This window comes from Streptococcus infantis ATCC 700779 (assembly GCF_000187465.1).
Taxonomy (GTDB): Bacteria; Bacillota; Bacilli; order Lactobacillales; family Streptococcaceae; genus Streptococcus; species Streptococcus infantis.
This window is the reverse complement of record NZ_GL732439.1, coordinates 645,031-660,346: the sequence shown is the minus strand read 5'-3', so window position 1 is coordinate 660,346 and position 15,316 is coordinate 645,031. Positions and strand designations below refer to the sequence as shown.

Annotated in this window: 31 protein-coding genes; all 31 read left to right on the top strand. The window is 34.8% G+C overall.

Annotation, left to right across the window (positions count from 1 at the left end):
• Positions 1-134 precede the first annotated feature (134 nt).
• The 31 genes from HMPREF9423_RS05630 to HMPREF9423_RS12520 all read left to right on the top strand — a co-directional run bounded on the left by HMPREF9423_RS05630 (position 135) and on the right by HMPREF9423_RS12520 (position 15,202).
• Complete coding sequence (locus HMPREF9423_RS05630; protein ID WP_006148373.1) at positions 135-377, top strand: AHH domain-containing protein; 243 nt, start codon at positions 135-137, stop codon at positions 375-377.
• Between the two features lie 21 nt (positions 378-398).
• On the top strand, positions 399-842 hold the full coding sequence (locus HMPREF9423_RS05625; protein WP_006148372.1) for a hypothetical protein: 444 nt from the start codon (positions 399-401) through the stop codon (positions 840-842).
• Positions 843-1,136: 294 nt separating this feature from the next.
• A complete protein-coding gene (locus HMPREF9423_RS05620; protein WP_233419429.1) occupies positions 1,137-1,643 on the top strand; it encodes a hypothetical protein in 507 nt (168 codons plus the stop codon).
• A gap of 110 nt (positions 1,644-1,753) precedes the next feature.
• Complete coding sequence (locus HMPREF9423_RS12845) at positions 1,754-1,912, top strand: RHS domain-containing protein (protein ID WP_080555142.1); 159 nt, start codon at positions 1,754-1,756, stop codon at positions 1,910-1,912.
• Between the two features lie 6 nt (positions 1,913-1,918).
• Positions 1,919-2,524 (top strand): RHS repeat-associated core domain-containing protein, encoded by a 606-nt coding sequence (locus HMPREF9423_RS05615; protein ID WP_080555141.1) that lies wholly within the window; start codon positions 1,919-1,921, stop codon positions 2,522-2,524.
• Between the two features lie 5 nt (positions 2,525-2,529).
• Positions 2,530-2,775: a hypothetical protein gene (locus tag HMPREF9423_RS05610; RefSeq protein WP_006155750.1), complete on the top strand. Its 246-nt coding sequence runs from the start codon at positions 2,530-2,532 to the stop codon at positions 2,773-2,775.
• Between the two features lie 310 nt (positions 2,776-3,085).
• Positions 3,086-3,619 (top strand): hypothetical protein, encoded by a 534-nt coding sequence (locus HMPREF9423_RS05605; protein ID WP_006148368.1) that lies wholly within the window; start codon positions 3,086-3,088, stop codon positions 3,617-3,619.
• An 81-nt stretch (positions 3,620-3,700) separates the two neighbouring features.
• Positions 3,701-3,949 carry an RHS domain-containing protein gene (locus tag HMPREF9423_RS12840; protein WP_420902913.1) on the top strand — a complete coding sequence of 83 codons (249 nt, stop codon included), beginning with the start codon at positions 3,701-3,703 and terminating at the stop codon, positions 3,947-3,949.
• Positions 3,924-4,199, top strand: a complete 276-nt coding sequence (locus HMPREF9423_RS12535) for an RHS repeat-associated core domain-containing protein (protein WP_208853964.1) — start codon at positions 3,924-3,926, stop codon at positions 4,197-4,199. Before HMPREF9423_RS12840 ends, HMPREF9423_RS12535 begins: the two co-directional genes overlap by 26 nt.
• 104 nt (positions 4,200-4,303) lie before the next feature.
• Positions 4,304-4,477, top strand: a complete 174-nt coding sequence (locus HMPREF9423_RS12435) for a hypothetical protein (protein ID WP_006148366.1) — start codon at positions 4,304-4,306, stop codon at positions 4,475-4,477.
• A gap of 26 nt (positions 4,478-4,503) precedes the next feature.
• A complete protein-coding gene (locus HMPREF9423_RS05595) occupies positions 4,504-5,079 on the top strand; it encodes a hypothetical protein (RefSeq protein WP_006148365.1) in 576 nt (191 codons plus the stop codon).
• Between the two features lie 102 nt (positions 5,080-5,181).
• Entirely contained in the window at positions 5,182-5,454 is a 273-nt protein-coding gene (locus HMPREF9423_RS05590) for a hypothetical protein (protein WP_006148364.1), read from the top strand.
• A gap of 181 nt (positions 5,455-5,635) precedes the next feature.
• Positions 5,636-5,845 carry an RHS domain-containing protein gene (locus HMPREF9423_RS12635; protein ID WP_233419428.1) on the top strand — a complete coding sequence of 70 codons (210 nt, stop codon included), beginning with the start codon at positions 5,636-5,638 and terminating at the stop codon, positions 5,843-5,845.
• A 198-nt stretch (positions 5,846-6,043) separates the two neighbouring features.
• Positions 6,044-6,520, top strand: a complete 477-nt coding sequence (locus HMPREF9423_RS05580; protein WP_006148362.1) for a hypothetical protein — start codon at positions 6,044-6,046, stop codon at positions 6,518-6,520.
• Between the two features lie 176 nt (positions 6,521-6,696).
• Entirely contained in the window at positions 6,697-7,020 is a 324-nt protein-coding gene (locus HMPREF9423_RS05575; protein WP_006148361.1) for a hypothetical protein, read from the top strand.
• A 103-nt stretch (positions 7,021-7,123) separates the two neighbouring features.
• Entirely contained in the window at positions 7,124-7,693 is a 570-nt protein-coding gene (locus HMPREF9423_RS05570) for an RHS repeat-associated core domain-containing protein (protein WP_080555140.1), read from the top strand.
• Positions 7,694-7,707: 14 nt separating this feature from the next.
• On the top strand, positions 7,708-8,547 hold the full coding sequence (locus HMPREF9423_RS05565; protein ID WP_006148359.1) for a DUF2750 domain-containing protein: 840 nt from the start codon (positions 7,708-7,710) through the stop codon (positions 8,545-8,547).
• Positions 8,548-8,588: 41 nt separating this feature from the next.
• Positions 8,589-9,041, top strand: a complete 453-nt coding sequence (locus HMPREF9423_RS12735) for an RHS repeat-associated core domain-containing protein (RefSeq protein WP_080555139.1) — start codon at positions 8,589-8,591, stop codon at positions 9,039-9,041.
• A 39-nt stretch (positions 9,042-9,080) separates the two neighbouring features.
• The gene (locus HMPREF9423_RS12285) at positions 9,081-9,308 is read left to right on the top strand and encodes a hypothetical protein (RefSeq protein ID WP_142743585.1); all 228 of its coding nucleotides are present in this window, start codon (positions 9,081-9,083) and stop codon (positions 9,306-9,308) included.
• Positions 9,309-9,338: 30 nt separating this feature from the next.
• A complete protein-coding gene (locus tag HMPREF9423_RS05555) occupies positions 9,339-9,743 on the top strand; it encodes an immunity 22 family protein (protein WP_006148356.1) in 405 nt (134 codons plus the stop codon).
• Between the two features lie 47 nt (positions 9,744-9,790).
• Positions 9,791-9,970, top strand: coding sequence for an RHS domain-containing protein (locus HMPREF9423_RS12835; protein ID WP_115254000.1), 180 nt, complete (start codon positions 9,791-9,793; stop codon positions 9,968-9,970).
• Positions 9,971-10,221: 251 nt separating this feature from the next.
• Positions 10,222-10,905: a hypothetical protein gene (locus HMPREF9423_RS05550; RefSeq protein ID WP_006148354.1), complete on the top strand. Its 684-nt coding sequence runs from the start codon at positions 10,222-10,224 to the stop codon at positions 10,903-10,905.
• A gap of 151 nt (positions 10,906-11,056) precedes the next feature.
• Entirely contained in the window at positions 11,057-11,227 is a 171-nt protein-coding gene (locus HMPREF9423_RS12525; protein ID WP_208853955.1) for a hypothetical protein, read from the top strand.
• The gene (locus tag HMPREF9423_RS05540; RefSeq protein WP_006148352.1) at positions 11,224-11,562 is read left to right on the top strand and encodes a toxin C-terminal domain-containing protein; all 339 of its coding nucleotides are present in this window, start codon (positions 11,224-11,226) and stop codon (positions 11,560-11,562) included. Before HMPREF9423_RS12525 ends, HMPREF9423_RS05540 begins: the two co-directional genes overlap by 4 nt.
• A gap of 522 nt (positions 11,563-12,084) precedes the next feature.
• Positions 12,085-12,303 carry a hypothetical protein gene (locus tag HMPREF9423_RS12430; RefSeq protein ID WP_006148350.1) on the top strand — a complete coding sequence of 73 codons (219 nt, stop codon included), beginning with the start codon at positions 12,085-12,087 and terminating at the stop codon, positions 12,301-12,303.
• An 81-nt stretch (positions 12,304-12,384) separates the two neighbouring features.
• Positions 12,385-12,960: a hypothetical protein gene (locus tag HMPREF9423_RS05525; RefSeq protein ID WP_006148349.1), complete on the top strand. Its 576-nt coding sequence runs from the start codon at positions 12,385-12,387 to the stop codon at positions 12,958-12,960.
• A 164-nt stretch (positions 12,961-13,124) separates the two neighbouring features.
• Positions 13,125-13,478, top strand: a complete 354-nt coding sequence (locus tag HMPREF9423_RS11960) for an RHS domain-containing protein (protein ID WP_006148348.1) — start codon at positions 13,125-13,127, stop codon at positions 13,476-13,478.
• Entirely contained in the window at positions 13,441-14,001 is a 561-nt protein-coding gene (locus HMPREF9423_RS05515) for a hypothetical protein (RefSeq protein ID WP_006148347.1), read from the top strand. The genes HMPREF9423_RS11960 and HMPREF9423_RS05515 overlap by 38 nt, the downstream gene beginning before the upstream one ends.
• Before the next feature lie 48 nt (positions 14,002-14,049).
• Complete coding sequence (locus tag HMPREF9423_RS05510) at positions 14,050-14,382, top strand: hypothetical protein (protein WP_006148346.1); 333 nt, start codon at positions 14,050-14,052, stop codon at positions 14,380-14,382.
• 104 nt (positions 14,383-14,486) lie between these two features.
• A complete protein-coding gene (locus tag HMPREF9423_RS12730; RefSeq protein WP_006148345.1) occupies positions 14,487-14,756 on the top strand; it encodes an RHS repeat-associated core domain-containing protein in 270 nt (89 codons plus the stop codon).
• A 14-nt stretch (positions 14,757-14,770) separates the two neighbouring features.
• Positions 14,771-15,202 (top strand): TNT domain-containing protein, encoded by a 432-nt coding sequence (locus HMPREF9423_RS12520; protein ID WP_006148344.1) that lies wholly within the window; start codon positions 14,771-14,773, stop codon positions 15,200-15,202.
• Positions 15,203-15,316: the final 114 nt, after the last annotated feature.

Genomic DNA, 15,316 nt, shown 5'->3' with positions numbered 1-15,316 from the left:
TCGTGCGTTAACCGGAAAGACTAGTTGGACGGGAAGGCAGGCACATCATTTATTACCTGTTGAAGTATTTAATAATTCCAAACTTCTACAAAGATTAACTAGTAAAGAAGTTGTTCTTTTTAAATAACGGAATTATGCTACCAGAAGTTAAAAGTAAGGGAACAACGAGAGCTAAACATCTTGGTTATCATAAAGCATATAGTGATGCAATTGCACAACTAATTGATGATATTGATCAATCATCTAAATGTGATAAGGAAAAGGCAAGAAAGATACAATCACTTCAAGCGAGAGCGCATAAAGCGTTGAAAAAAGGGAAATTAGAAATGTATGCTCCTGTAACTGTACAGGATTGGATTTATCTATTAAAAAGATAATTTTTACTAAAGGATGTAATAATGAAACAGTTATTTAACGTTATTGATAATAAACTTTTGACGTTTGATACCATTGAAAATATGGATTGGCATTTTATTAATAACATTGAAGAAATGGAAACTTATCTATACAGCCAAACAGCTGTAGATACTTGTTGGCTTGACTTAAGAGAAAATAACTCATTAATTCTAAAATTAACAAAAGCTCAGGAGCGAGCCACTTGGGATAAAGAGATAGTTCCCATTATTCAATCAAGGCTAAAAGAGGTTGGTTACATAGAATACTTAAATGATATTGAAATGGATTTGTTTAATTGCCATCTAAATATTACCCATTTACATAAAAATAAACTATGGAATACCATTTTTAAAGCATATAAAAAAGGGAATTTCCCATGTGGCTGGCTGGGTTCTTACCCTGAAGGTAAATTAGTTGTTTTCAATCCCAATGCTAACTCAATGTAACAAAAAATATAAGTAAACCGCAGCCCCGCACAAAACCTTCAGTCTTGAAGTAGGATATGTGCGGTACGTACGCACTAGGTTTCTGTTCAAACGACCTCACTATCTTCTTTGAGGTCGTCTGAATCATTTGTTCTTTAACAATCTCATTAGCAGTTGACATAGCGGTCGTCTGAAAACGAACTTTCAGGCGACCTTCATCTTAAACTAACGATTAAGGTTTTTTACATGTATTTAAATATTAGTAATTATGATTATAGATTTTTTATTATTGATAGCAACAGATTAGAAGTATCAATGAAAAAAAATAGCAGTTTAAGAACTAAAAATATATTATCTTTTTGGGAAAAAAATATAGAACATTATATTACCTTATGCAAGGAGGGTTCATTATTTTCTATCCAAGATATAAATTCAGGAGAATTTAGTTTCTATATCAATGAAGAAAATATTCCAAATAATTGGTCATCAAAAAGAGCTTTCTCAGATTTTTACTTTAATATCCAACCTGAAACCAGACTATGGATAGTGAATGGTAGTGAATTATATAATTGGAAATACAATAATTTTAAAGAGTCAAATCAAATAACAATAGAAATTGATGGCGATTCAAAATTAATTGCCCATAGAATAGAATTAGAAATAGGAACATATGCATTAAACATATCTGTATTAAATAATATGCAGTACAATAAGCAAGAAAAAAAATTACCTGAATTTGGCTTTTTAATAAATTTTAAACGAGTAAATATAAAAAATATTGAAAATTATCCAACAGAATTTGACTTTAATGGCCGTAATTAATAACCAAGCTCTTGTTAATTCGATTTAGATTAAAGAAAACGTAGGTTGGCATAAATTAATGAACGTAGCAAGCCGTAGCCCACATGAAACCTCCAATCCCGACGTAGGGTGTGCGGTACGCACGCGGTTTCGCCTATCAAAACCACATCAACGAAGACGGCGAAAACCGCCAACAAACCCACTACTTCCACTGCGACCAAATCGGTATCCTTAGAGAGATGACCGATAAGGACGGTAATTTGCTGTGGTTAGGCAACTACACCGGCTGAGGTCGTCTGAAAGAGAAAACTAGAGTAACGGATAATGCTTACCAACCCTTCCGCCTGCAGAACCAGTATGCCGACCGTAAGACGGGGCTGTATTACAACTTCTTCAGGTACTACGACAGTAGAATCGGACGGTTTAACAATCAAGATCCCATAGGATTAGTGGGCGGGGAGAATTTTTATGCTTTTGCGCCGAATGCGCAGGAGTGGGTTGATCCTCTAGGTTTGAATAAATGCTGTGAAAATAGCAAAGTTAAAACAGAACCAAACACAGCATTTTTTTGGTCAGGTAGAACAGATGGTATTGGTGGACAACATATTGCTGCCGATATTGCCAAATCTAATGGAGGAACAATATTAGAAATGTTAATTGAAGCTAGAAAAATTATCATGCCTACGTGGGATCAAAATAACCAAGCAAGCATTAAAGCATGGGAAGATATTTCATCAGAGTATGCAACATGCGCTTCTGGTACTCTAACAGGCGTTATTGGCAAAGATCTGCGACCAGGAAATATATGGAAAAATAGAGAATTACCCGCTTTGAAGAACAATCCTAATATAATAAAAATAGATCCTAAAACAAAGATTTCAACTGTTATATTTCAAAGGTAATGACTATGGATGATTTCGTAATTGAAAAAATTTCAAGAGGTATGTTAATTGTTTCTTTAAATGGACATGAAATTTCATTTGAAGGAGAAATGTTCTTTCCAAATAATGAGTTTCACTTTTCCCTATATGCGAAAACAGCAAAATTTACTAAGACCAACCAAATTTTAAGCAAGGGAGAGTTAGATAATATTTTAGAACATTTAAAAAAAGAATTTATTTCAAAAAATAGAGTATTAGACATAATTTTCTAAATTTAATTATCAACTGTAAAGTAGCCCAAGCAAGCCGTAGACCACATGAAACTTCCAATCCCGACGTAGGATATGTGAGGTACGTACGCACGCGGTTTCTGTTCAAACGACCTCACTATCTTCTTTGAGGCCGTCTGAATCATTTGTTCTTTAACAATCTCATTAGCAGTTGACATAGAGGTCGTCTGAAAACGAACTTTCAGACGACCTTCATCTTATTTCGTCAAAAATGTGCGCATGAAAGGGTTTTTATATCATACTGCTGCCTTTGAAATAGAATAAAAGGCGTATATAAAATCATGTAGGAAGGATGATTTCGGAAACCAAACGGCAGAAAGAATTTCTAGGAAACAGGCAACAAGATTTCGTAGAATTATTGGTAAATGTTCCTAATTTTATTAATGTAAATATATTGGAAAGGATTAATATGAACTACTTGATTAAGCCATATGAATCAATTGGTGATTTTGTATTTGGTACTTCCTTTGAGGAAGTACAAGAAAAATATGGAAAACCAGCAAGAATGGTTGAAGATAATATTATGAATAATAAGGTGGAATATAGAGATGCTTGTGAGTTAGTTTATGAAAATGATAAACTAGTTTATGGATATTGCTTAAAAGATTCTAATCCCGTATTAGGAGATATTGATATATTTAAAAATTCAATCGAAGATCTTAAAGCCATCGATTCAGAATTTATCGAAGGAAAAAAATATATTCTTTTTAAGAACCTCGGAATTTGCATAGGAGGTATGACAGGGAAAAAAATACCTGAAGGCAAGTTATTAATTGCATTCGATAAAAATCACTTTGATTTTTTTGAATGTTTTATCGAGGTGTAATCGAACTGTAGCCAATGAAACTTCCAATTACGATGTTAAGTAAGTCGTAGCCCGCACAAACCTTCAGTCCTGACGTAGGATATGTGCAGTACGTACGCACGCAGTTTCGCCTGTCAAAACCACATCAACGAAGACGGAGAAAGCCGCCAACAAACCCACTACTTCCACTGCGACCAAATCGACATACCGCGCGAGATGACTGACATCTACTGCAATCTCTTATGGTACGGCGAATACACCGCCTGGGGCCGTCTGAAAAAAAGAATGAAAGGGTTTACAAGGATGCGCATACCAACCCTTCCGCCTGCAAAACCAGTATTGCGACTGTGAGACGGGGCTGCATTACAACTTCTTCAGGTATTATGAGCCTGATGCCGGGAGGTTTGTGAATCAGGATCTGTTTCGGTTGTTGGGTGGGGAGAATCTTTATCGGTTCGCTCTTAATGGGCAAGATTGGCTGGATCCTCTAGGTTTGGATAGTAAGCCAAACCATCGCTTAAGATCACAAAGGCCTAATACGATGCGAGATCATCATACTGTTCCTCAAGAAATGCTTAAAGATAAAGATTTTGTAGCTTAATTAGGACAATGTAGACTTAAAAGTACAAATGCAAGACGGCAATTTATAGATCAGCAAATAGTACGTATTGATGCAAAAAAACATGATAATATACATAGGAGAGGTTGGAACCAGAATGGAAAACTTGGTTTAGTAATAATCCTAATTTCAAATTATCTGAAATATTGGGTCAAATACAAGTTATGATGAAACAACACAACATTCCTAGAGCAACTAGAAATTATATTAGAAAATATAAACAAAATGGGCCAACTGCCTTTATAATTGGAAAAAAATAATAGATTTTTTGTAAAAGGTGATAATTATGAAATTATTTGAAGTTTATAGCGATCTTTCCTCATTTTCTGAAAAAACTGATATTTACGGCGATTTTGCTCATATTTTATGGGAAGGAAATGCCTCTAAAAAAACTAGAAATGTTCCTATCCCTGAAATATATATTGATCGACTAGGTCCTGATGTACCAGAGGCTTATGTATCAAATAGAAGCTTGATAGTTTCCCAGAGAATTAAAGATTCTTTATTTACTTCAGGACTAACTGGATTTACTGCAATTCTTGCAGTCAAAAATAAAATTATTAAGTGTGATTGGAAAAATCTTTCAGAAGATTATTTTGAAAAATATTACTCCATTGATGATGTAATTGAGAAAGGTAGGCACAATCAATCAATTGCAGACAAAATGCCAAATTTGTGGTGGATAAAAGCTAATGATTCTATTAGTTTTCATAAAAATTCTTCTCAAGAATGGGATTATGTTATTAATAATGAATCAGATTTTTATTATGGTGCTGGGGATAAATTAGGAGTTTTTGTTTCCGAAAAAGCTAAAAGCTTCATGGAATCTTTATGCTTACCATTAAAATATAACGAACTTTGAAACTTATTTTTTTATTTAACAAGCGTAGTCTACAAAGGAGATTTAACCTTAGATGGTAGAAATCCAATTTTTAAATAAAAATTATTTATTTTGGGAAGTTTTATGAAAAAAGAATACACAAGTAAAAAATATATGAAAATTCTGAATAAAGAAGATATTATGGAAATTTATCTGTTAATGGATAAACTAAATGAAATTTTTCACGATCCAAGTCGTTCAGAAGATATTAATATCATTAAAGAATTTGGGGATACATATTATCCTATTATCCATAAGTTGTACTACAAAACTCTTTGGAATGCATTAACAATAGAACAAAGAAAAGAAATATTAGGAGAAGATTATATTCATGAAATTTATGGTAAATATGATTGATTTTAGCAAACCGTAGCCCGCACGTAATATGTGTGCCCAAAGGCATGCACGCGGGTTTTGTTCTTACAATTTAAAAGGTCGTCTGAAAAACGAAGAAATTTCAGAAACGTCATTCCCGCATTATTTAAGCGGGAACGACCTCTAAAACCAAACCCACTTCGTTTGGGACGGCAGCCACCTCTTGCAGGAAGTCCACCCGGACGGCAGATATACCTATATCTACACCGATCCCGACAGCTACGACTCCTTGGCGCAGGTACGCAATTGGACAACCGAAGACGGCGAAAGCCGCCAGCAAAACCACTACTTCCACTGTGATAAAATCGGCATTCCGCGTGAGATGACTGATAGCGAAGGCAACCTGGTTTGGTGCGGGGATTATTACGCCTAGGGCAAACTGAAGAACGAAATCAACACATCCGGAACTGCTCACCAACCCTTCCGATTGCAAAACATCTTTATCCGCACTGGCATGTAGCTACTACCAAAATGGAAGAAAATCTTATTCAAAAAAGAAATAATGGGAATGGTACATTTTCTTGGAAGTCCTACAAAGATAATGTAACCGTATAACATAGGAAATAGTGTCATGACAACTTTAGAAGATAAAATCTTTACTTTAAAACAGAATCATTTAATGAAAAAGATGAAAGAAATTCATTTTTTAAATAATTTAATTTCAGATTCTGAAAAAATTATTCCATATCCACTCTCATGTGACATAATAAATCATACTTTTACTCCCTATAGAAATATAGAATTATCAAAAGAAAATTTTAGTTTATCGATAAAAAATGAAATATTAAAAATTTTTTCACCAGAGGAAAATGATATTGCTTATGTATACTTTTATGGGGGAATAAATGATTCGGCTGAAACACCGGTAGAATTATTCCCCTTGTTTATGATCAAAATAAAAAATATTAACAATTGGCTAGAATTAATAAACAAACCTAATTTTTATTGTTTAAAATTCTTTAGTCATAAAATAGATAAAGTTATCGATATATCTCTACTCGACAATGAGGAAGATGTGTTATCTATTTCTATCGGAGTGAACGCTTAACTATTTTAAAAATAAATAAACTATTCCTGCAGAAGCAATCCTTTGCTTTGTATAACTGAAAGGTGGTTACCATGAAAGAATTATTAGAAAAACTTGAAAATAATCGTTTTATTTATAAGGTCAGAATGGATCTTGAATTCGATGTAAAGGACTACCAAGAATTATAAAAATTTTATATGAATACTATTTTTAAACTAAATGAAAAATTGGAAAACTCGCCCTCTATTTTAAGTATTGAGGATGAATTATTTTTTATTGATAGATTGCAAACATTACCAATTGATGAAATTAGGGAAAATAAAGAAATATTTAAGAGAATTATCTCAGCTATCCAAGAATCTCACCAAGACAACGGGATATTTGAAATAACAGATGAAAATATTAAGATTTTCTTTGAATTTGTTATCTGGATTAGAAATTTAAAAAAACTATATCACCTTGATTTTGAGAAATATATAGATGGGTTAGATACAAATTTTGATGGTTCACAACAAATTTGATCCTCAAATGAAAAAATTATACAGCCAGCCGTAGTCTGCATACATATAGGGTGCATATCTCAAGGCACACACGGCCTCTTGTTCCAATGACTTATCAAGTCGTCTGAAAGAGGAAACCAGGGTAACGGATAGCGCATACCAACCCTTCCGCTTACAGAACCAGTATTGCGATGCGGAGACGGGGTTGCATTACAACTTCTTCAGATACTACGAGCCTGATGCAGGTCGGTTTGTGAATCAGGATCCGATTGGGTTGCAGGGTGGAGAGAATTTGTATCAGTTTACTCCTAATATTCAAAATTGGGTTGATTTTTTAGGACTGCGAAGAAGTTATGCAGGAAAACAGAAACGTATTAGGGCACTTGCAACTGATAAATCTCAACATCGTTTTGTCCGTGGCTGGGTGCAGAATGAAATTAGAAGAGTAGAGACTCGTAAGAGTCTAAGTAAAACTACTAAATTGTCCTTGAGATTACCACCTAGCTTTGATTTAGCTCACTGGAGAGGATATGAGAGTAAGAAAGGGTTTAGTTATACCTTTACGTGTCTTTTGACAAGAATATTACATAGACTTCAGCATAAAAAAGATAATGATGGTCGAAGACAACCTTTGCGAGCATCAAAAAAATGTGGTGGAAAATCTGAGCAAGAAATCAGAGATTCACGAAAGTAGAAAGGATTTAAATAATGGGTCTGCCAAAACAAGCAATTGATTCAATTGTTAAATTATCAGCTAAAGAAAGATTGGATTATTCTATTAAAACTATATCTGGTATTGAAACTTTATACCTACTAAATGGAAAGGATGATTGGATATGTTTGCAAGATGATGAAGGAAAAGAATATCTAATAATCTTTCCAGAATCTGAGTTTGCGGAGTTAGCTCTCCAATGGAATCCTCAAGCATTGAGAATAGATGAAATGGAACTAGAGAACTTCTTAGAAGATACCGTTCCTTTAATGTCTGAAAATAATATTAGATTAGCTATTTTTCCTATAGATGAAAAAACAGAAACTATTATTTTGGATCCAATTGAATTTGCTAAGATGATCAATGATTATTTTTATGAGTGGTATGGGGAAGAATTTGATTTACCTTATTTGTCGATGGTTTTACATCAAAAAGCAATAAATGCAATTCTTAGTTTGTCCAGTCAAGAACGTTGTGAGCATACTTTAAAAAGGATAGCTGACTCTGGAGTTCTATATGTTTTAGCAGACGAAGAAGGAGATTGGATATTATGGGGAGATGAGAAAAATTCATCTTTAGCCATATGGCCTGAATTAGAATTCGCAAGAATTATGGCAAATTCTGAAGATAAGAATTCTGATATTTATGAAATTGAGATAGAAGAATTTTTAGAGGATGGGATACCATGGTTGATAGAAAATAATATAGGTATAGCTGTCTTTCCGATTCCTGACAATCCTGAAACTATTGATATGAAGGCTATTCAGTTTGCCGCCTCAGTCAATAAAATCTTAGATGAAAGTTATGATGAGGCCTTAGATTTGCCTTATCTTTAAACGAATAGTCAGTTCAAGATCTAACCAAACCGTAAGGTTGTCTGAAAAAGGATGAGCGGGTTTACAAGGATGCGAATCAGCTCTTCCGCCTGCAAAACCAGTATTGCGACCTTGAAACGGGGCTGCACTACAACTTCTTCAGGTATTATGAGCCTGATGCGGGTCGGTTTGTGAATCAGGACCCGATTGGGTTGGATGGTGGAGATAACCTATACTTATTTGCTTTCAATAGCCAGATATGGGTCGATGCACTGGGACTTCCCAAAGCTCCATGGGGGAAAGGTAGCTTTGATTCTTGGTTTGATAGTGCAAATGTTGCAGATATTCGCAAAGTTATGGCAGATCCAAATACTAAGAATGCAACACCAAATGCTTTGAGAAATGGTGGAGGATTCCATGAATGGTTCCCCGTTTCAATGGCTGATAAAGCAAAAAAACTTGGGTTCACCGCAAGTGAACTTAAGGGGCTTACAACTCCTACCTCCGATGTATAGTTTAAAGATATTCCTGACCCTAAAAATCCCGGTAAGTTTTTGGAAGGACCTCACTCCACAGGGGAAACACTTCCCAAGGGACAATCTAGTCGAGCAAGTTCTATCGCTCATATTATGTTGGCGGATAAATTGGAAGGAACAAAAACTAAACGTGGTGCCATCATGAGAATTAAGAATTTTGCTGAAAAGTTTACTCGTGGTGGTAAAAAATCTGTTGGGGATGTTGAGGAATATGGATTAATACTTCATTATGTTAAATATAATTAACATTATTTATAAATAAAGAGAGGATGTAATATGATTGATTCAACAACTAAAGATATGATTTCTGTGTGGATGGGGACATCTTTTAAAACACCTGATGAGTTTAATGAATATACAGATGGAATGGAGGACTCAGATTCTCATTGTCCAGCTTTTGCAGATTTTGGAGTTTCATTTATTGATTCTGATTATTTTGTGGCATTCCAGACAGATAATGGTGAAATTGTGCCAGTTGAAGTGTTAGCAGAAGAAGTTGGGGCACACTCCAATAAAGTTATAAAAGATATTGTGAAAGTAGCAAAAGAAAAAGAAATAAATGAAGGAAATTCTTTATATTACTATTCTAATGCAACATTTTATGAGGAAAATCCAGGTAAACTTTACAATGATTTGAAGTTTATAGGAACCTTTAAAGACCCAAGAAAAAAATATCGCTAGTGATAGTGAAACATTAGTCAGAATAATGGCAATCTAATGGTTGCACCATCGACTACGCCTATGACCCGTTCGGACGGCGCCTTTCCAAAGAACGCCATGACAAACTAGCCTGGAAGAGTACCGAACCGAAACGCACCCACTACTTCCACTACGACCAAATCGGCATCCTGAGAGAGATGACCAATAGCGAAGGTAATCTGGTATGGTTTGGTAACTACACCGGCTGAGGTCATCTGAAAAAGGATGAGTGGGTTTACAAGAACGTGCACCAGCCGTTCAGACTGCAGAACCATTATTATGATGAAGAAACTGGGCTGCACTACAACCTGATGCGTTATTAACGAGCCTGAGGCGGGTCGGTTTGTGAATCAGGAGCTGATTGGGTTGTTGGGTGGAGAGAATTTGTATGAGTTTACTCCAAATGCGCAAACAGGCAATAAAATTTGCTAAAAAAATAAATGCTATTAAGGAAATTTAAATGTCAAAATTACTTTTTACTTCTTCTAAAACATCACATAGTATCGGTTATATTGGAGGAGGAGCTGACCATATTCCGTTAGAATTATGGCCTAAAGTTCCAAATTCTGATGCCTATCAAACGCATCTATTTACTCTTTATTCTGACTTTTTACCTGAAAATGTATTTCCTCGTAGAAATTATTATATCTCTGTTTTTATTTCCATAGAGGAGCATGCACTGGGAGGAGTAAAAGACTCTATTTCATCTAAATATACTGTTAATTGTCAGGGTGATTTAATTTTACTAAATGATGGTTTTAGTTGTGCTGTTCTTTATGAAAGGGAACAAGATACCGGCAAGCAAGATCTAGGAAGTATTTCTTTGGAAAGAAAATTTTTTGAAAGACTTGATGAAGTTGATAAAGAAGCCGATGCGAAATACAATGAAAATGAACATTTATTCTTTGAAGATAATGGGATGGGATTGGATGTATCCAAAATTTTTGGCAATCCTTATTTTGAACAAGATATAATATATCCTTCTCCTAAGTTTAATTTTTGCTTGCAATTATTAGAAGAAGATATAGATAAAAAGTTACATATTTTTCAGAATGGTATTGGTTATTTTTATTATGACCAAAATGTTAAGAAAAAACTTCTATCTGGAAGTCAAGCAGGTATTTTCTTTATTCAAAACACTTAATAATTAACATCAAACCTTCAGTACTGACGTAGAGTATGTGTGGTACGTACGCGGTTTCGCCTATCAAAACCACATCAACTCAGACGGCGAAAGTAGACAACAAACCCACTTCTTCCACTTCTTCCACTGCGACCTCGGTATCCCAAGAGAGATGACCGATGGCGAAGGTAACCTGGTTTGGTTCGGAGATTATTACGGTTGGGGTAAACTGAAAAGTGAAACCAACATATCCGGAACTACTCACCAGCCGTTCAGTCTGCAGAACCAGTTTTGCGACCATGAAGCTGGGTTGCACTACAACCTGATGCGGGTCGGTTTGTGAATCAGGACCCGATTAGGTTGTTGGGTGGGGATAATCTGTATCAGTTTTCACCGAATGCTCAAGAATGGATTGATCCTTTGGGACTTATAACCTCTTCAGAGGAAAATAAGGCTACAAAAGCATTGGGATACACGAAAACAAATGTGATATCGCATGGACGACCCGTTTTTAAGAAAACAAAAACTGCTCCATCGGGATGTCCTATATTTATCACTACTGATGTAGATAGTCATAATGGAGGTGTTTGGAATGGTGCTGATTCAGCTAAGGCATTGAATAGTAAGCAAATACGCTCAGGTACGTATGATGCAGCACTTAAACGAATTGGAGATTAAAATGAAGTTCTCTTATAGAATCACAAAATACCATAAATACTCAAACGAAGATAAAAAGATATTATGTACCTCGCCTGAAGAATGGACGAGTTTTTCTGATGTAGGAAAAGGGATAGTCTCTCTTAATGAATACACAAAAATTGAATCTGAATATATCTGTCTTATATTAAAAATTTGTAAATTACATAAGATCAAATCTCTAAAAATAAAAGAACTAGATAATTTCAATCACTTAAAACAATATAGTAACAATCAGAAAATAACCAATGAAGAAGATTTGATTAAGTTATTAAAACTTATCTTGAGAGAAAAAATTTGGTGTAAATTATGTTCCAGAAATTGTGAGTTCCATTTTGGCTATGATTATTACTTATATTGCATATGCAATAAGGATTTATACTGTTTTTTTAATACTTCATCAACGACATTAAATATTGAAAAATATATATCTCCATATATAAAATACAAACAAATTAAAAGAATTAAACCATTTTAAAACCAAATTATTAATTAACAAAAGATATGGATCGCAAAGAAAATATAACTCCAAACACTTTAGAAATACAAAAAAATGATGAATACGACTACTTTGACAACCTCATCCACCGCGAACTGGCCGACGGCGAAGTACAGAACTACTTCTACGACCTGCATGACAAACTGGTTATAGCCAAAATCTTCAAAAAGACGGCACAAAAGAAACTTGATCCTACACCTACGACGCCTTGGGTAGAAGAATAGGCATAGTCCTTTTAATTTGAGAGTAGTAACTAGAGAAAAACATGCAGCGCTTGACCCTTATAGGAATCTAGGAGATTAGCTATGAAAGCAATAGAAATTTTAAAGAATTTTGTGGAAGACAAATTATCAACTGAAGAATTGGAAATGGCGTTGTCTTCCAATCAAGAATTAATTTCCCTGTTGGAAAGTACTAAAGCTAAACCCTATATGAATAGTAATTCCACTTATGAATATTTAATTAGTCAGGATTTGACATCTCTTGATGCAAAGTTGAATTTTATAGATATTTTCAGGGAAATTTTAGATTACAAGCATATCCCGTACTCTTCGAATTCAACGACAGAAAAAAAATTCGATTTAATTTTGGAATCTATTCCTAACTGGATAACTGCTGATATGGGTTATTTAAATTTCTTGTATGATAAGTACAAACCTAAGACTGCGACCACTTTTAAAAAGATTATTAAGGAACATTTCATTTGTATGGATAAATATCCCAAATGGTTACAGGAGCCTGACTGGCCTATCGTCGATAATATTCCCGCAATGTTTCTAGGACAGTTAGATATATCGAAGTTGAAGCATGATACTACTTATTTGTACATTTTTTGGGATAAAAAATCAGATAGATATACAGAAGTCATACAGTCTCTATAAATGGGCAAGTCGTAGCAAGCTGTAGCCTGCACAAAATCTTCAATCCTAACGTAAGGGTGTATGTGACACGCACGTGGTTTCTGTTTTTCAGACGACCTCTGTCAAATCGCCATCAGTATCACCGACCCCGCCGGTTACACCACAAGCTACGGCTACTACGCCCAATGGCTGCCCGAAACCGTTACCGATACTTACAATACGACAGCTACGACTCCTTGACGCAGGTACGTAACTGGACCAACGAAGACGGCGAAAGTAGACAACAAACCCACTTCTTCCACTTCTTCCACTGCGACCAAATCGGCATCCCGAGAGAGATGACCGATAAGGACGGCAACCTCTTATGGTTCGGCAACTATACCGGCTGGGGTCGTCTGAAAAAGGATGAGCGCGTCTATCGGAATGTACATCAACCGTTCAGATTGCAGAACCAGTACTTCGATGACCAAGTGTTGACGATGCTAGCGGTGTATATGATTAATGAAAGAAAAAATTATGAATATAGAATTGCATATTGAAAGAGTACAATCTCTTTTAGATCAAATGGATCTACAAAAGAAATGCAAATTTTCAGCTTGGTGCTGTAATGCACTGCTCCTTGAGAAAAAAATAAAAGAAAATATGACTAAAATAACTAATTCAAATGTGAACTACCAACTCTGTGATGCTATCATTAAAGCTGGTTGGTATGATTTCTCCCAAATAAATATTGGAATCTCTCAAAAAGCTATAGAAGATATAAATTGGGATGATGATGATCCATTGAATGATATGATAGAAACACAAGGAACTATAGAATTATTAGCTTCAATTCGAAATATGTTACTAGGTATACAACAAAAATCATCTGATAGTTATTACTTTGCTGCATGTGCTGAAAACGTAATTAACTGGAAAGATGCTTTAGCGAATTTCCCATATTCCGAAGATGGCAAAATAGAGGACGAAAATTTAAAACGTGAATATGAAATTCAATTGTTATTTTTAGATGATTTAAAAAATAGTATAATTACCTTACAGGATATTAAGAAATATAGATAAATTGATGCAAGCCTGAGTAGACTATTTAGAAAGATAGGAGTTGAGTTGATGGAGTCTGAGGAATTAACTTCTAAAATTTTGCTGGAAAGTGTTTTAGAATGTACAAATTTTGTAGTAAATGAGGTGCCAAATTTATACAGAGCAGTAATGGAGAGATTTAAGCAAGACGATGAAGTATTCTTTATGAATTTTGTTGAAGATGAGAATAATCAGGATGATTATTATGGATATGTCTATAATAAAACAAATGGAAAAATCTACGAATATGCGTTCCATGATGACAAATTAGTGAAAAATAGGAAGTTGTCTTTTATTGAAAAGAAAATTAGAGAGTTAACAACGAAAGATATTCTTGAATTACCTATAATAGATTTACTGTAATCTAGATATACCTATGATTGGTCTCGTACTTTTATGTAAGCAAGTATTAGAAAGCCTAAGCCTGTATGAGACTTCCATCCTTGACGTAGATTTGTGTGTAGAATGTGCGCGCGGTTTACGCTTTTCAGACGGCCTTACAGATTCCTGAGGGTACAGTTTTCAAATCAGACGACCTCAAAACTCAAGGTCGTCTGAAAAAGGACGAGCGGGTTTACAAGAACGCGCATCAACCGTTCAGACTTCAAAACCTGTATTATGATGAAGAGACCAGGCTGTATTACAACTTCTTCAGGTATTACGAGCCTGATGCGGGGCGGGTTGTGAATCAGGACCCGATTGGGCTTTCAGGCGGAGACAATCTGTATCTCCAGTAGGAACACCATACCCTATGAGAGCCTTACCTCCTGGTTCTAATGGAAAGCCTTATACCATATATAGGGTACTGAAACCAATTGATAATGTAGTTGCAAGTAAAATTATGCCGTTGTTCGGAGAAATTGGATTAGGGACACAGTATGAATTACCAAAATCTGTTAAATCATATAGAATCTGGGCATTTGGAAGAGGTGAAAATAGGAAAATGTTAAAAATTAATGAATTGAATTCATATCTTAAAAGTAAAGGAGTACCAGAAGATAGTTACTCAATCAATGAAGTAAATGATGAATCATTATGTATTGTTGAAGAAAATAAAAAATGGCATATATTCTATTCTGAAAGAGGATTGAGAACCGAAGAATATTGTTACCAAGATGAACATTTGGCAATTCTATATTTTATAAATCGGTTATCAAAAATGTTAAATTTTTCTTTCGAATGAAAAAAGAAAACTGTAGCCTGTATGAAACTTTTAATTATGGTATGGGATATGTGCGTAACATACACGAGGCTTCTACTTTTTAAGCGGCATCTAAATCTTCTTTGAAGGCGTCTG

Bases quoted from the DNA above. Each gene is read 5' to 3' on its own strand.
- HMPREF9423_RS05630 (WP_006148373.1), top strand. From the start codon at position 135: ATGCTACCAGAAGTTAAAAGTAAGGGAACAACGAGAGCTAAACATCTT.
- HMPREF9423_RS05625 (WP_006148372.1), top strand. From the start codon at position 399: ATGAAACAGTTATTTAACGTTATTGATAATAAACTTTTGACGTTTGAT.
- HMPREF9423_RS05620 (WP_233419429.1), top strand. From the start codon at position 1,137: ATGAAAAAAAATAGCAGTTTAAGAACTAAAAATATATTATCTTTTTGG.
- HMPREF9423_RS05610 (WP_006155750.1), top strand. From the start codon at position 2,530: ATGGATGATTTCGTAATTGAAAAAATTTCAAGAGGTATGTTAATTGTT.
- HMPREF9423_RS05605 (WP_006148368.1), top strand. From the start codon at position 3,086: ATGATTTCGGAAACCAAACGGCAGAAAGAATTTCTAGGAAACAGGCAA.
- HMPREF9423_RS12840 (WP_420902913.1), top strand. From the start codon at position 3,701: ATGTGCAGTACGTACGCACGCAGTTTCGCCTGTCAAAACCACATCAAC.
- HMPREF9423_RS05595 (WP_006148365.1), top strand. From the start codon at position 4,504: ATGAAATTATTTGAAGTTTATAGCGATCTTTCCTCATTTTCTGAAAAA.
- HMPREF9423_RS05590 (WP_006148364.1), top strand. From the start codon at position 5,182: ATGAAAAAAGAATACACAAGTAAAAAATATATGAAAATTCTGAATAAA.
- HMPREF9423_RS05580 (WP_006148362.1), top strand. From the start codon at position 6,044: ATGACAACTTTAGAAGATAAAATCTTTACTTTAAAACAGAATCATTTA.
- HMPREF9423_RS05575 (WP_006148361.1), top strand. From the start codon at position 6,697: ATGAATACTATTTTTAAACTAAATGAAAAATTGGAAAACTCGCCCTCT.
- HMPREF9423_RS05565 (WP_006148359.1), top strand. From the start codon at position 7,708: ATGGGTCTGCCAAAACAAGCAATTGATTCAATTGTTAAATTATCAGCT.
- HMPREF9423_RS05555 (WP_006148356.1), top strand. From the start codon at position 9,339: ATGATTGATTCAACAACTAAAGATATGATTTCTGTGTGGATGGGGACA.
- HMPREF9423_RS05550 (WP_006148354.1), top strand. From the start codon at position 10,222: ATGTCAAAATTACTTTTTACTTCTTCTAAAACATCACATAGTATCGGT.
- HMPREF9423_RS12525 (WP_208853955.1), top strand. From the start codon at position 11,057: ATGACCGATGGCGAAGGTAACCTGGTTTGGTTCGGAGATTATTACGGT.
- HMPREF9423_RS12430 (WP_006148350.1), top strand. From the start codon at position 12,085: ATGGATCGCAAAGAAAATATAACTCCAAACACTTTAGAAATACAAAAA.
- HMPREF9423_RS05525 (WP_006148349.1), top strand. From the start codon at position 12,385: ATGAAAGCAATAGAAATTTTAAAGAATTTTGTGGAAGACAAATTATCA.
- HMPREF9423_RS11960 (WP_006148348.1), top strand. From the start codon at position 13,125: ATGGCTGCCCGAAACCGTTACCGATACTTACAATACGACAGCTACGAC.
- HMPREF9423_RS05515 (WP_006148347.1), top strand. From the start codon at position 13,441: ATGAAAGAAAAAATTATGAATATAGAATTGCATATTGAAAGAGTACAA.
- HMPREF9423_RS05510 (WP_006148346.1), top strand. From the start codon at position 14,050: ATGGAGTCTGAGGAATTAACTTCTAAAATTTTGCTGGAAAGTGTTTTA.
- HMPREF9423_RS12520 (WP_006148344.1), top strand. From the start codon at position 14,771: ATGAGAGCCTTACCTCCTGGTTCTAATGGAAAGCCTTATACCATATAT.